We start from the raw sequence: 13,921 nt of genomic DNA on the forward strand, positions 1-13,921 counted from the left end.
TTATTCATCACCCTTTTTGCGAAGTTTAAAACTCTCCCCCATCGCTTGATGGAGGAGAACGCGAATCCGGTTACATCACTTTCTCACTAGGTACCTGAACTTTTACAGGATTCGCCAATACACCAATTGTGGAAATCTCAATTTCAATATGGTCGTTCTCTTTAAGAGTAAATTCGTTTGGCGGTACAATCGAGGTACCCGTTAACAGGACCGTACCTTCAAAAATTTCATTGTCTCGAATCAAGAACGAGACAAGTTCTTCAAATCGTCGTTTTAACTGTGCTGTATTAGCGGTTCCCTCAACGACTAGTTGGCCATCTCTGAAAATACGGCAGGTAAGTTGGAAATTATACGGGTCTTCTACCGTTTCCGCAAGGCGAATAGCTGGTCCAATCGCACATGAATGTTTCCACACCTTTGCTTGTGGTAAATAAAGGGGGTTCTCTCCCTCGATGTCCCTGCAACTCATATCATTTCCGATTGTATAGCCAACAATCCGACCATCTTTTGTGATGACAAGCCCAACCTCTGGCTCAGGAATTTGCCAGTTGGAATCATTTCGTAAGTAAACGGGAGTATTCGGACCAATGGTTCTGGCAGCCGTTGATTTTAAAAATAGCTCAGGCCGCTCAGCATCATAGACTTTGTCATAACATGTTTGGTCATCGTTTTTTCCATTTGTAGTTTCATAGTTTCTTGCATCCCTACTTTTCTCATAGGTCACTCCAGATGCCCATACCTCTGGGGCAACGATGGGAACAAGCAATTCCAATTCGTCTAGACTCTCTCTAATAGGTTCCGTCCCTGCTATAGAGTTTTCAACCAATTTAAGAGCTGTAACCCCAGCAACTTCAGCTTGATTCACCAATTCCATAAAATCCGAATAAGGCAAAGAATAAATATCTCCTTGATCTGTTAACGCTCCAAGTACAACTGCTGAATGATTATTTACAAAACGAATGATTCTCATGTAAACTCCTCCTGTTTTATAATATAAAACTTAGTTTTGTAATCTAAACAAAAATTAACTACACAAGATGGTGCAACATATTGAATAGCGACCGAGGATTTTTATGTCCTACGCCATAAAAATCCTTGACGTTACTTGATCGATAAATGCATTTCGTATCCCAATTCTCTAGATATTTTCATGGAAGCTTCTTTGAGCATCTCAACCGTCCGCTGTAGTTTTTCTTGGTCGATACCTGCTGAATGCTGAGACATACTCATCGCTGCTGCAACTGTTCCAGTATGATCCCAAATCGGAACTGCAACGCAGGTGATACCTGGTTCATTTTCTTCCTTATCCATTGAATAGCCTTTTTCCCTTACGTTTTCAAGTTCAGCCAAAAACAATGTTTCATCTGTGATTGTATTAGGAGTCTGCTGAACGTACTCATAGTCTTTAAGGATTTCTTGTAGCTCTTTACCGGATTTATGTGCAATAAGCGATTTTCCAACCGCACTGCTATGCAACGGTATTCTTCTTCCAATCCTTGAGTACAGTACTGTCGCAGAAGGACCTTCCACCTTATCAATATAAATTCCTTCTTTGCCATCGCGAATAACAAGATGGACAGTATTTCCCGACTTTACCGACAACTCAATTAAATACTTCTTGGCAACCGTGCGAAGGTCGAGTCTTCGAATGACAACATTGCCACGTTCAAATAGTTTCATTCCAAGACGGTATTTACCGTTTTCAGGATTTTGCTCAATATATCCTCTTTGCCTCAAAGTCTGCAATAAGGAGTGTACTGTACTTTTATGGAGTTGCATTTTCTCACTAATTTCAGTGATTTTCATTTCCTGTTCGTATTCATCGAATAAATCGAGGATACGGAGGGCACGATCTACTGATTGAATGATAAGCATTATTCTCACCCTTCTAAAGTCCTAAATATGAATACATTTTACCATAATAAGTAGATTAGTAATATGTATTCTTGCTGTTAACGAAGCACTTCCGTATCTCTTCCATCCTGACGAATTTGAGACCAAAACGGGTACCCTTCCACATCACCTGCAGTGGTGAGGGCGAAGGCCCCTACCCGGTTTCCAAGACGGACCGCTTTTTCCAATGACCACCCTCTTAACACCCCAGATAGGAAGCCAGCAGCGAACCCATCGCCTGCACCGATTGGATCAACGACTTGGGTTACGGTATAACCTGGAACAAATCCTTCAGCTGTTTTCGTTGCGTAATAAGCACCGTTGTCCCCCAGCTTTACCACAACTGTTTCTACACCTTTCTCCAAAAAAGAGGAAGCGATTTCGGCTGGTTGTTTCTTTCCCGTTAAAATCATCCCTTCTTCCAGACCAGGAAGAACGATATCAGATTGGGCGGCGATGTCGTTCAAAATTTCGTACGCCTCTTCTTTGCTCCAAAGCTTCAGACGTATATTCGGGTCAAAGACTACCTTCACTCCATTCTTTTTTGCCAAGGAAATGGCATGCATGACGGTTTCTCTGCAAGAAGGGCTTAACGCAGGAGTAATGCCGGTTACATGCAGGAACGTTGCTGTTTTGATTTGCTCTTCGTTTAGATCATCTGGAACCATCCTACTAGCAGCAGAACCTTTCCGGTAATATAAAATATTCGGTTCCTGCATCGGCCGCATTTCCTTAAAAAATACTGCGGTAGGGTTATTTTCGTCAAAAATGACACCCGAAGTATCAACGCCTTCTCCTCTAATAAAGTTGCGAATGTAAATGCCAAACTCATCCTTTCCAAGTCTTCCGGTCCATCCCACTTGATGACCAAGTCTCGAAAGGGCGATTGCGACATTGGATTCTGCTCCCCCGATTGTCTTTTGAAAACTGCTGCTAAACCTTAAGGGGCCAGGTGTTATTGGGGTAAACAAAACCATTGTTTCACCAAATGTGATGACATCCATAAATTAGCCCCCTATTTTTCCATTTGTTAATGTGATTTTTCTGAAAGGTTGGTTGAGTAAGCAGCCAAATCCTCCCTATAGTCATAAACAGCATCTTCTGCCACCTCGAACGGAACAACACCATTGGCTGCATCCGTATGTCCCGCCATCCGGTTGCTAGCGGCTACCAGACGCTGGCGCTGACGAATCGTTTTTAGTCTTGTTTCCCCCAGCTTTTTCCTATCCTCTTTAGCAGTTTCAAACTGAAACACAAGATTTCCATTTTGGAATTCGCCTTCATCTAAATAGTCGATTCTTTTGTTTCGAAGCTGTAGATAAAGCACATCCCCTGTCTTTAAGTAAAGAATTCCTCCACCATTCTTCGCTTCTGGAGTCATGTGCCCAATCGCAGCACCGTAGGTTACTCCAGAATAGCGGCCATCACTGATTAACGTTGCTAATCTTTTCAGCTTTCGGTTCGCGTTGATATGTTGCATTGGAGTAAACATTTCTGGCATTCCGAATGCTTCCGGCCCCTGACCAGACACAATCACGGAAATTTTCAAAGCACCTTCGGCAACCATAAAGTCAAATAGCTCTTCATACTCCAAATTCATACCGTTTTCAAACAAATCCGGTGCATTGTGTTTGAGCATCGCCTTCATCGTTGAATAGTTAAAACTTCGATTCTGCTTTAATTTTTCTAATAAATTTTCTTCCAACAATCCTTCATTGGCACTATGTTCATTATCATAGAAAAGGACAAATGACGCCTTGTGATCAAAATTATCGAGTTGTGCTGTCGTCATTCCGCTAATCTTAACCACAGCACTTTCAAAAAAGTTCCCTGTTAACACGTCTACCCCGCTGAATGACCTTCTTGGTTTTGAGAGAATAATAGGATTATCCTTTACTCCCGTTGCCGGTAAACCTTGTTTTTTCGAAAGCCGCTCTCTCCATGTTGTCCCGGTCACTGTCGGTGCATCTATATCCATTGGAACTCCATTTTCAATCAACTCATAGATAAGTGTTTCCATCCCTTTAATCTGACCACTACAGCATTGCATCGCAAGTGCAAAAATGTCTCTGCCCTCTGTCAGGCTATAGTTAAACAAATCTGGAATAGGAACCTCATGATGGATTTGGTCATAATCCCACAGATTAAATTTATAACCGCCGTACACCATCGCAGCAACGATGTGCATCATCAAATTGGTGGAGCCCCCTGATGCGCTGTGAATTCTGATTGCATTTCTGATATTGGCAGCCATAATGCTAGAAGTTCCAAATGCTGGATCATTTATCATACCCGCAAGTGAATCCACTGCTTCATTGACCTCAACCTGTGTTGGTGGAGCTGTCAGTTGTTCAACTGCCGGATGTACGAGCCCCATCCCAGCTACCAGGTGGCGTGAGCTGTTTCCTGTTCCGTTAAAGGCACAGACACCCCCCTGACCATCACAAGTTGCAACAGCCAATTTCTTTTCGTAAAGCTCATGCTGACTTTTCGTGATGATGCCCCGCTCCCGAGCGCGCTCAAGTACCCCTTGAAACGCTGTATTTGAGGAGCATTGTAAAATGTACGAAAGAGCGTCACGCAGGTCAAAGGCAATATCCTCTGCCCCTTTCGCTTCTGCGAGGAGAGCTACCTCTTCAAGTTCGGTAAAGAGTGCACTTGGGATTGTTCCTCCTTTTAGAACATGTGCAGGAGCAAATGTGGCAAAAAACGGCGCTTCATTTCGGTATTTGCGAACACGATCTAAATGCGCCAAGGCACTTACAACACCAAGGGGCTGTTTGTCGCAGCCTTGAATCACAAATGCCCCGTGATAGCTATGGGCTTCCAACTGGTTCACAACCATTTGTGCTACTGCATTCCGACTTTGCAAAGAATAGCTCATGCCTTGGTTACTCTGAGCGGTACCATCACACATGACCGGAGTTGCAAATTGAAAAGGGACTCCTCCGTTCTGCCAAATGCGGATGGCAGCCCTTGCAATCGTTTGAAAGTCCATGATATGTGCTGGATGATCCTGCGAACCTCCAATAATTGCAATTCTTGGCGCATTATGATGAAGCCTGTCATAAATCTCTTCTAACGACCAATCGGGCTGGAACCCTTTTAATTCCGTTTGGAGGATTTGTTTGGAACGGTCCAACAATCCTGCGACACAGATTGGTTCATTTGCTTTACCCTGAACATTATCACGATAAGGATTTACCGTATTCTCTATATAGGGGAATTTCACTGACATCAAACCTACCTCCTTATTACCATTCGGCTACACTGCCATCTTCGTTTCTCCAAATTGGATTTTTCCAATCATGCCCCTTTTCAGCTGCAGCCAAAACGGCCTCTTCATTCACATCAATACCCAATCCTGGACCTTCGGGAATCTCGACAAACCCATTTGTATATTTAAAGACGGATGGATCTGTTAAATAGTCAAGCAAATCACTGCCTTGATTGTAGTGAATACCTAGACTTTGTTCTTGAATCACCACATTTGGTGTACAGGCATCCAGTTGAAAAGAGGAGGCTAGTGCAATCGGTCCTAGTGGACAGTGCGGGGCAATCGAAACGTCAAAAGCCTCTGCCATAGCGGCAATCTTTTTGCATTCAAGGATACCACCGGCGTGAGAAAGATCCGGCTGAATAATATCCACATACCCATCCATTAAAAGCTGCTTAAAGCCCCAACGGCTATATTGCCGTTCTCCTGTAGCAATCGGGCAGACAGTATGCCGGGCAATTTCCCTTAATGCCTCATTATTTTCCGGTAAAACAGGTTCCTCGATAAACATCGGGCGGAAAGGTTCTAATTCCTTTACGAGAATTTTTGCCATGCTCTTATGAACCCTGCCGTGAAAGTCGAGGGCAATTCCAAACTCTTTACCCACCGCTTCTCTTACGGCAGCGATACGTTGAACGGCCGCCTCTACCTTTGAATGAGTATCAATATAATCCATTTCTTCTGTGGCATTCATTTTGACTGCTGTAAAACCGGCATCCGCCTTTTCCTTGGCTGCATGTGCCACATCTGTTGGCCGGTCTCCGCCAATCCAGGAATAGACCCTGATTTTTTCCCGGGCCTTTCCACCTAGCATTTCGTACACCGGAATGTGAAAATACTTCCCTTTTATATCCCAAAGTGCCTGTTCAATTCCGGAAATTGCACTCATCAAAATCGGACCGCCTCTGTAAAATCCTCCTCTGTAAAGAACCTGCCAGTGATCCTCAATCCTCAATGGATCTTTTCCGACAAGATAGTCGCTGACTTCTTGCACACAGGCTCTTACTGTATCTGCTCGCCCTTCAACAATTGGTTCTCCCCATCCTGAAATCCCTTCGTCTGTCTCAATCTTCAGGAATAGCCAACGGGGAGGCACTTTATAAAGTGTCAATGATGTGATTTTTATAAAAATCCCTCCCAAATAAACTACTTAAGTTACGAAAGGCAAAAATCCTAAGCCTAAAAAGGAATTGTTTTTCTAGTAAACTACCTAAACACCAACGTTTGAACTAGAAAAATCCATGGGAGCTGGATCAGATACTACTTCGATAGAATCTAAGCTTCTCGCTTCCTCCAACATCGATTCTGATATCCATATCTCCTGGATTTCCAATGTATTTTTAATCCTGACGATCCTTACTTTGCTTAAATCAAAAGCATTACAGGTTTTAATCGCTGCTTTTACTGCCAATTCCTCATTTTCTAATATCATCGGCAGCTTGACGACCTGTGTGACTGTGCTAGTTAACGCGTTTGCATACCCTTTTTCCAATATGGTTTGATCCATCACCTTTTGAGTAGACACATCGGCCATGCCAATTCCATTTGCGTTCCCATGCGTTTTCTGAGTTAATCCCAAAACTGCAATTCTAGTTACCTGAGGACCGCCACTAGCGTAGGGTGTTGCATATCGTCCAGTTATATTTGGATCCATTCCGTCTCCGGAAATGTCCTTCCCAAGTTCATCAACGACAAGAACATCGATTGGATCAAACATGATTCTCGGCATTAACGATTTTGCTTCTATTAAAAGCTGCGGCTCACGGTGGATAAGATCCTCTGCCGGAATCGCAACAATTTTAGCAGGCCGATCATAGGCATTTTCTAACGAACCTAGACCAAAAATAATCGGCGTTCGCTCAATAGCTATTTTCGCCATTTCCACTACATGCTCGGCCATGTATTTGAAGCTGAAGGCATGTGCAGCCTCCGCTCCTTTTTGCTTGCCAAGTCCAATCGTAATCATTTTCATCAGTCCACTTTCAACTGGTCCCCGAAAAGCTGTATGAGGTTTAATCCTGTTGATCACAATGATTTTATCTGCTTTGTAAGCATGAAGATCCATATATATTGGAAGACCGTTTGGTAGTCTTCCAATTTCTACAACTTCCATGGTAGCTAGGATGGGGGCACCAATTGCATCTTCCGTTACCCCCAACTGCTCGAGAACATCCACTTGACCAACGGCGGTTGCTCCTCCATGGCTGCCCATCGCTGGCACGATGAATGGATGTCCTCCGACACTTTTCACCGCATTCACAGTCTCCCTAACCAGTTCAGGCAAATTGGAGACTCCTCTTGAGCCAACAGCGATAGCCACTCTATCTCCAGCGTCAACTCTATTAAGTACCCCGGCCGTCTGAATCGCTTCATGAACGGCCTCTTTAACATTTTCAACTTCTGGGGCATGAAATTTTTGCCTTATCTTAATCATTCGTGGAATCTCTATGTCACGCAGGAGTTCTTTTATGATTTCCATGTTCTTTCATCTCCCGGGAATCTCTATCCTATTTACGTACTTTTTCAATTTCCTTCATCATCTCGTCTACTAGGTCCTGACCAAACTTTTTAGAGTAGTCATCAATAACAGGCTGAATAACCTCTTTCATTTTTTGCTTTTCTTCAGCGGATACTTCGTTTACATTTGTTCCTGCAGCCTTTAGTTCTTCAATCGCTTTGGCATCTTCTTCCCGACTTATCTGGCGCTGATATTTGCCTGCTTCAACAGCTGCATCTTTTAAAATTGTTTGCTCTTCCTCAGAAAGACCATCCCAGAATTTCTTACTTACCAAGAATACAAATGGCGTATATACATGCCCAGTCAAACTTAAATAATCCTGAACTTCATTAAATTTATTTGACTTAATAGTTGCAAGCGGATTTTCCTGACCATCTACTGTTTTACTCTCAAGTGCGGTGAACACTTCTGAAAAAGCCATTGGTGTTGGATTTGCCCCAAGCTCTTTAAATGCATCAAGATGGACTTCATTTTGCATAGTTCTGATCTTAAGCCCTTGGAAATCTTCCGCCTTTTCAACAGGATGTTTACTGTTTGTCAATTGGCGGAACCCATTTTCCCAATAGCCTAGTCCAATAAGACCGTGTTCTGGGAGTTTTTCCAGTAGTTTTTGACCAACTGGACCGTCAAGGACCGCATCAGCCTCTTCAGGCGTATTGAACAGGAATGGGAAATCAAATATTCCAAATTCCTTAATCATTCCTACTAACGGCGATGTGGACGGGATGGTAATCTCCTGAAGTCCTCCCTGAAGAGCCTCAGTCATTTTTTGGTCATCACCTAGTGTCGCACTGTAAAATGGCTTTACTGTTAACTTCCCACCACTCTTTTCCGCCACAATTTCACTAAACTTTTTTAATCCTAGACCTTCTGGATGGTCTTCATTCAGCCCAATTCCTGCTTTGATTGTTCTCTCCTGAATCCCGTCTGCCTTATTTTCCCCATCACTGTTGCCGGTGGATGCAGAACCACATGCACTAAGGAGCAGCATTCCTGGAATAATAATTCCTACACCCAATTTTTTTAGCCAACTTTTCATTTACACTTCCCCCTTATCTCGTTCCTTTAATATTTGGAATGGTCTCTTGACCTACTTGTTCCCTCAAGCTCTTATGATTCTTTACTTCTTTGTTAACCAGGTATTTCGGGTATTTTTTTTCAATCAGCACATCCATAACCCCTACCGCTGCCTTTGTCCTCATTTCCGCCTCTGCTTCTTCTGAATACCAGGCAACATGTGGTGTTAAAATCACTTGATCCATCGAAAGAAATGGGTGTTGTGCATCAATCGGCTCTTCTTCAACTACATCTAGTGCTGCTCCCGCTACCTGTTCTCGCTCAAGCGCTTCAACTAGAGCACTTTCATCAATAACAGGACCCCTTGAAGTATTAATAATCAAAGGTTTCTTTTTCATCCTCGCAAATTGTTCTTTTCCAAGCATCCCTTTTGTAGCCGGAGTCAATGGAGCATGGACAGAAATGATATCCGACTCTTCTACAAGCGTTTCAAGAGAGACGAGGGTAACACCCTTTCTCTTTGCCTCATCTGCTGGAAAGTAAGGATCCGAAGCGATGATGGTCAGCCCAAGTGGCTTTGCCTTCTCGGCAAGTGATTGAGGAATCCTTCCAAAACCCACGAGACCCAGTGTTTGATTACGCAGTCGATGAATCGGTCGTGTCACCTTAAAGTCCCAATTTTTGTTTTTCACCTGTTGATTTGCAACCACCACTTTACGTACCCATGATAAAATCAAGGCTAAGGCATGATCTGAAACTTCATCCATACAGTAATCAGGCACATTTGCGACACAGATTCCTCTTTCTGTAGCCGCTTCCAAATCAATCGTATTGACTCCAACTCCATATCGTGTGATCACCTGACAATTTGTTAACGATTCAAGCACTCGCCTACTTAGCGGTGCATACTGATTGATAATACCGTCTGCATCATGGCAAGCTTGAATGACTTCATCTTCTGTACGACATTGGGCAGCAATTACTTCAATTTCCTGCGTTTGGTATAATACTGCTTCCTCAAAGCGAAGATCTTCAAACTCCCAGTCTGTTACCACTACTTTGAACTTATCCAAAACTCCACCTCCAATAAAATTACGTTAATAAATCAAGCGGAACCATAATAATAGAAGGAAATAGTATTAAAAGAATAAGGACAATAATATGAACTAGAACAAACGGCCATATCCCTTTTGTCAATTCAATGATATTGATTTTACTGATTCCGCATCCGACATATAGGACCGTTCCGACTGGCGGAGTAATTAAGCCAATACACAAGTTAATTACCATAATAATTCCGAAATACACAGGGTCAATTCCGGCCATCTTTACAAGCGGCAGAAATACCGGTGTAAAGATTAAAATAGCTGGTGTAAGATCCATGACAAGCCCAATAGCCAATAAAATTAAGTTAATCAATAATAGCAACATTAAAGGATGTTCAATCAGCCCACCAAGAGCTTCTGCCATTTGTCCAGGAACGTCCGCAACGGTGATCATCCAAGCAGATACCATTGCCGCTGCTGCAACGAACATAACCACCGCAGTCGTCTTTGCTGCCGCAACAAGGACATTATGTAGATCCTTCAATTGCAATTCACGGTAAATAAAAAGCCCGACAAATAAGGCATAGAATGCAGCTACCACAGCCGCTTCTGTAGGTGTAAAAATTCCTCCCCTTAAACCGCCAATGATGATAACTGGAAGAAACAAAGCCCAAATTGCTTTTGTAGTAGACTGTAAAATCTCTTTCGATGATTGTCGTTTTGGAAGTTCACTTTTATCTTTTCGAGCAATAAAAGTCCATGCGGTAATGAGTCCAGCACCCATCATGATGCCCGGAACAATTCCACCCATAAATAATTGAGTGATTGAAACACCTGCGGTTACCCCAAAAATAATCATTGGAATACTAGGAGGAATAACAGGTGCAATAATTCCTGAAGCACAAATTAATCCCGTAGAGCGATTAACATCGTAACCCCTAGCAATCATCATCGGTATTAAAATGGCGCCAAGCGCAGCCGTATCAGCTACTGCTGAGCCGGACAGCCCTGCAAACAAAATACTTGCAATGATGGCTACATACCCAAGCCCTCCTCTAATATGGCCGACCAAGGACATGGCAAATTCGACAATCCGCTTAGAAATACCTCCCGCGTTCATCAATTCCCCTGCTAGCACAAAAAACGGGATCGCCATAAGTGAAAAGTTATTTGCTCCATTGATGAGGTTCTGCGCTACAATTTGTGCATCCAGCATATTTAAAGTAAACATAATAGCAACGCCACAAAGAATTAATGCAAAGGCGATAGGCACCCCAAGTGCAAGTGTCCCAAACAACGAGCCAAGAAAAACAGCAACCATACATTTGCCTCCTTTCGGAAATATGTTTCTATTCGTTTAGTAGTTTTATGGTTTTATAACTTCCTCAGTGGTAGAAATGATGCTAAATTGTGAATTGGACTTTGAAGTAAATGCCTGAATCATTCTGATGATAATAATCAAGGCCATTGCAATACTGGTAATAACCCCTATTCCATAAAGAAATGAAAGCGGAAGTCCTGTTGCTGGGGCGGTGCTGTTCATATTTAACAATGTCATTTTCCAGCTGCCGACAAGTAATAGCCATAAAACATATAACACTAATAAATTACTAATAACAAATGCTATTTTCTTTAATTTTATCGGCAGCGCATTGACAACAACATCGACACCAAGATGCATATTATCCTTCAGGCAGGCAATCGCACCAAGGAACACCATCCACACAAACAGAAATCTAGACATTTCCTCCGACCATGTAATGCCTGAATTGAAAATGTAACGAAGAATAACATTTCCAAAAACGAGAATTGACATCGTAGCTAGGGATAAAGAAATACTCACATTGAGGATTTTTATACAGACTTTGCTGAGTTTTTGTAACATGCATAATTCCCTCCTTTAGTCGGCTTCAGCTTTGACCCTTTCAACCAAATCTTTGGCCCAATCGTATTTTTTATAGATTTCATCGTATAAAGGCTCGGCTGCCTTTTCCATATCTTGTGAGAACTCTTCAGATGGAGTCGTAAAGTTGACACCGTGTTCTTCGAGAAATTTCTTGTCTTCTTCATAGCTCTTTTCCAGTAGTTCGAATTCATATTCTGCAGCAGTCTTTGAAGCTTTTTCTATAATCTGTTGCTGTTCTTCGGATAAACTGTTCCAGAATTGAGTATTAATGATATAGACATTCGGACTGAACATATGCTTAGATTCCAGAACGTCGCTCTGTACTTCATACCATCCTGATGCTCGAAGTGTTGCAATCGGATTGTCTTGGCCATCCACAACATTTTGTTCTAATGCAGAAAATATTTCTGAAATAGGTAGTGGTGTTACATTTGCTCCAAGTAATTTCCCAAGAGTAATGTAGTTTGGAATATTTGGCATCCTTAAGCGAAGTCCATCAAATTCCTCCAAGTTTTTAATCGGTTTATTTGATGAAAACATTCGGAAGCCGTTGGCACTCCAAGCCAATGGTCTTACACCATGTTCTTTTTCAAGGTCGGCTGTTAATTCTTCACCTATCGGACCATTTAATACAGCTTTCACGTGTTCAAAGTCTTTAAAAAGGAATGGCCATTCAGGGACAGCCATTTTTGGAATATCCGCTTGCATGATTAAACCAGGAATCCCCATTTCAATCGTGCCGTTTCGGACTCCGTCATAGAACTCCTTTTCAGCACCAAGCGTACTATTCGGGAATATTTGAACCTTTAAGCTTCCTTTTGATTCTTCTTCAACAATCTTCTTGAATTTTTCTTTGAGGGCTAAGTTCTGTGGATGATCTTCTGCAAAATAATGTGCGACTTTAATCGTTTTTTGAGATTCATTGCCGGTTCCTTGTTCAGAATTGGATTTTTCTGTACCTCCACAAGCGGTGAGGAACAATGATGTAATGAGGATTAAAATCCCTAAAAATGAAAATTTCTTATTCATCTTACCAACTCCTTTTTTTCATTGAGGATAAAATGTAAGCGATAACAAAATGTTCAATAACTAAGAACTCGGATAAGCACCTCCCTAACATTTGTTTTACATTATAAAACTAAGTTATGAGAAATCGTTAAAAAATAAAGAGGATATCTTTTTTTGTTTTATATTATAAAACTTAATTCCAATATATAAAACTAACCTAAACGTAATATAATGTAAATTTTCTGACTTGTCAATAATTTTTACGGGTTTTTTATCCACTTTTTTCTATAACTACTTCTTCACTTCTTGCATCCTTAACTTTTTGAACAAACTGCTGTGCAAGTGAGGTTAATGATTCCCACTCATTCTTGTCTATAAGGTCTTTCCTTAGTAGAGCACCGCCAACCCCCACAGCAACAGATCCCGCTGAGATAAAATCCTTCGTATTCTCAAGGGTAATCCCTCCAGTTGGCATCATCGGTATGTGACCTAAAGGTCCGCGAATTTGTTTAATAAAATCAGGCCCCAATGTACTCGCCGGGAAAACTTTTACAATATCTGCTCCCCACTCATATGCCTGCAGAATCTCAGTTGGTGTGAAAACACCAGGGATTACTATTTTCTTGTATCCCTTGGCTAGCTCAATCGTTCCCCTATTTAAGGTTGGCGCAAAAATAAATTCTGCCCCCGCCTCAATCGCCATTTCAGCTGACTGGGAGTTGAGTACAGTGCCTGCTCCAATTACTGCCTTTTCCCCAAATGTGTTTTTTACCTCCTGAATAGCCCCCAATGCGTCATCTGAATCAATTGTGATTTCAATGCCGGTAATTCCTCCTGCAATGAGAGAGGACACAACCTGAAGCACTTTTTCCCGACTGACTTTACGAACAACAGCAATAACACCTGATTCTAATAGGTAAGCCAGGTTATGATGAGTCATGGATTTCCTCCGTTTCATATTTACGTTTTTAATAGATTCTCTTCAGAATCAAATCTATTGATAAAAATGATAAAATGATTGCAAGATGGTCGAATTTTGCTATTCATAGAAGAGTGTTTGCTAGTTAATAGTGTGTTTTACTAAGAGGATAAAATAGAGTAATTCATTGGTAGAATTATGTGTATTAACATCATTTAGAAGGGTTCCGATATCTTCAATAGATAATTGGACCCCTTCTTTTAACCATACGTAAGGATTTCTTCCTATACTGACACCGTCTTGTGGAGTACCTGTGGGAATCAGATTGCCAGGATTT

Annotated in this window: 12 protein-coding genes; all 12 read right to left on the bottom strand. The window is 41.9% G+C overall.

Translation table 11 applies throughout. The annotated features are described in order from the left end of the window. Nucleotides 1-70: 70 nt before the first annotated feature. A complete protein-coding gene (locus RGU12_RS07700; RefSeq protein ID WP_309535553.1) occupies nt 71-970 on the bottom strand; it encodes a fumarylacetoacetate hydrolase family protein in 900 nt (299 codons plus the stop codon). 131 nt (nt 971-1,101) lie between these two features. Beyond that, nucleotides 1,102-1,875: an IclR family transcriptional regulator gene (locus RGU12_RS07705; RefSeq protein WP_309535554.1), complete on the bottom strand. Its 774-nt coding sequence runs from the start codon at nt 1,873-1,875 to the stop codon at nt 1,102-1,104. 77 nt (nt 1,876-1,952) lie between these two features. Then, nucleotides 1,953-2,897: a sugar kinase gene (locus tag RGU12_RS07710; protein WP_309535555.1), complete on the bottom strand. Its 945-nt coding sequence runs from the start codon at nt 2,895-2,897 to the stop codon at nt 1,953-1,955. Between the two features lie 26 nt (nt 2,898-2,923). Beyond that, a complete protein-coding gene (locus RGU12_RS07715; protein ID WP_309535556.1) occupies nt 2,924-5,131 on the bottom strand; it encodes a dihydroxy-acid dehydratase domain-containing protein in 2,208 nt (735 codons plus the stop codon). Between the two features lie 16 nt (nt 5,132-5,147). Next, entirely contained in the window at nt 5,148-6,296 is a 1,149-nt protein-coding gene (dgoD, locus tag RGU12_RS07720) for a galactonate dehydratase (protein WP_309536284.1), read from the bottom strand. A gap of 84 nt (nt 6,297-6,380) precedes the next feature. Further along, the gene (locus tag RGU12_RS07725; protein ID WP_309535557.1) at nt 6,381-7,649 is read right to left on the bottom strand and encodes a nickel pincer cofactor-dependent isomerase, group 22; all 1,269 of its coding nucleotides are present in this window, start codon (nt 7,647-7,649) and stop codon (nt 6,381-6,383) included. Between the two features lie 28 nt (nt 7,650-7,677). Beyond that, nucleotides 7,678-8,727, bottom strand: a complete 1,050-nt coding sequence (locus RGU12_RS07730) for a TRAP transporter substrate-binding protein (RefSeq protein WP_309535558.1) — start codon at nt 8,725-8,727, stop codon at nt 7,678-7,680. 13 nt (nt 8,728-8,740) lie between these two features. Then, entirely contained in the window at nt 8,741-9,778 is a 1,038-nt protein-coding gene (locus RGU12_RS07735; RefSeq protein ID WP_309535559.1) for a C-terminal binding protein, read from the bottom strand. A 19-nt stretch (nt 9,779-9,797) separates the two neighbouring features. Beyond that, the gene (locus RGU12_RS07740; RefSeq protein ID WP_309535560.1) at nt 9,798-11,072 is read right to left on the bottom strand and encodes a TRAP transporter large permease; all 1,275 of its coding nucleotides are present in this window, start codon (nt 11,070-11,072) and stop codon (nt 9,798-9,800) included. Between the two features lie 45 nt (nt 11,073-11,117). Beyond that, nucleotides 11,118-11,636 carry a TRAP transporter small permease gene (locus RGU12_RS07745; RefSeq protein WP_309535561.1) on the bottom strand — a complete coding sequence of 173 codons (519 nt, stop codon included), beginning with the start codon at nt 11,634-11,636 and terminating at the stop codon, nt 11,118-11,120. Between the two features lie 15 nt (nt 11,637-11,651). Beyond that, nucleotides 11,652-12,686, bottom strand: coding sequence for a TRAP transporter substrate-binding protein (locus RGU12_RS07750; RefSeq protein ID WP_309535562.1), 1,035 nt, complete (start codon nt 12,684-12,686; stop codon nt 11,652-11,654). A 250-nt stretch (nt 12,687-12,936) separates the two neighbouring features. After that, complete coding sequence (locus RGU12_RS07755) at nt 12,937-13,605, bottom strand: bifunctional 4-hydroxy-2-oxoglutarate aldolase/2-dehydro-3-deoxy-phosphogluconate aldolase (protein ID WP_309535563.1); 669 nt, start codon at nt 13,603-13,605, stop codon at nt 12,937-12,939. Between the last annotated feature and the right edge of the window lie 316 nt (nt 13,606-13,921).

The sequence above is a fragment of the Ferdinandcohnia sp. QZ13 genome (assembly GCF_031324165.1).
Taxonomy (GTDB): Bacteria; Bacillota; Bacilli; order Bacillales; family Bacillaceae_L; genus Ferdinandcohnia.

What these genes read in the sequence shown, in the direction of transcription:
- RGU12_RS07700 (WP_309535553.1), bottom strand. Translation starts at nt 970, where the DNA reads ATGAGAATCATTCGTTTTGTAAATAATCATTCAGCAGTTGTACTTGGA.
- RGU12_RS07705 (WP_309535554.1), bottom strand. Translation starts at nt 1,875, where the DNA reads ATGCTTATCATTCAATCAGTAGATCGTGCCCTCCGTATCCTCGATTTA.
- RGU12_RS07710 (WP_309535555.1), bottom strand. Translation starts at nt 2,897, where the DNA reads ATGGATGTCATCACATTTGGTGAAACAATGGTTTTGTTTACCCCAATA.
- RGU12_RS07715 (WP_309535556.1), bottom strand. Translation starts at nt 5,131, where the DNA reads ATGTCAGTGAAATTCCCCTATATAGAGAATACGGTAAATCCTTATCGT.
- RGU12_RS07725 (WP_309535557.1), bottom strand. Translation starts at nt 7,649, where the DNA reads ATGGAAATCATAAAAGAACTCCTGCGTGACATAGAGATTCCACGAATG.
- RGU12_RS07730 (WP_309535558.1), bottom strand. Translation starts at nt 8,727, where the DNA reads ATGAAAAGTTGGCTAAAAAAATTGGGTGTAGGAATTATTATTCCAGGA.
- RGU12_RS07740 (WP_309535560.1), bottom strand. Translation starts at nt 11,072, where the DNA reads ATGGTTGCTGTTTTTCTTGGCTCGTTGTTTGGGACACTTGCACTTGGG.
- RGU12_RS07745 (WP_309535561.1), bottom strand. Translation starts at nt 11,636, where the DNA reads ATGTTACAAAAACTCAGCAAAGTCTGTATAAAAATCCTCAATGTGAGT.
- RGU12_RS07750 (WP_309535562.1), bottom strand. Translation starts at nt 12,686, where the DNA reads ATGAATAAGAAATTTTCATTTTTAGGGATTTTAATCCTCATTACATCA.
- RGU12_RS07755 (WP_309535563.1), bottom strand. Translation starts at nt 13,605, where the DNA reads ATGACTCATCATAACCTGGCTTACCTATTAGAATCAGGTGTTATTGCT.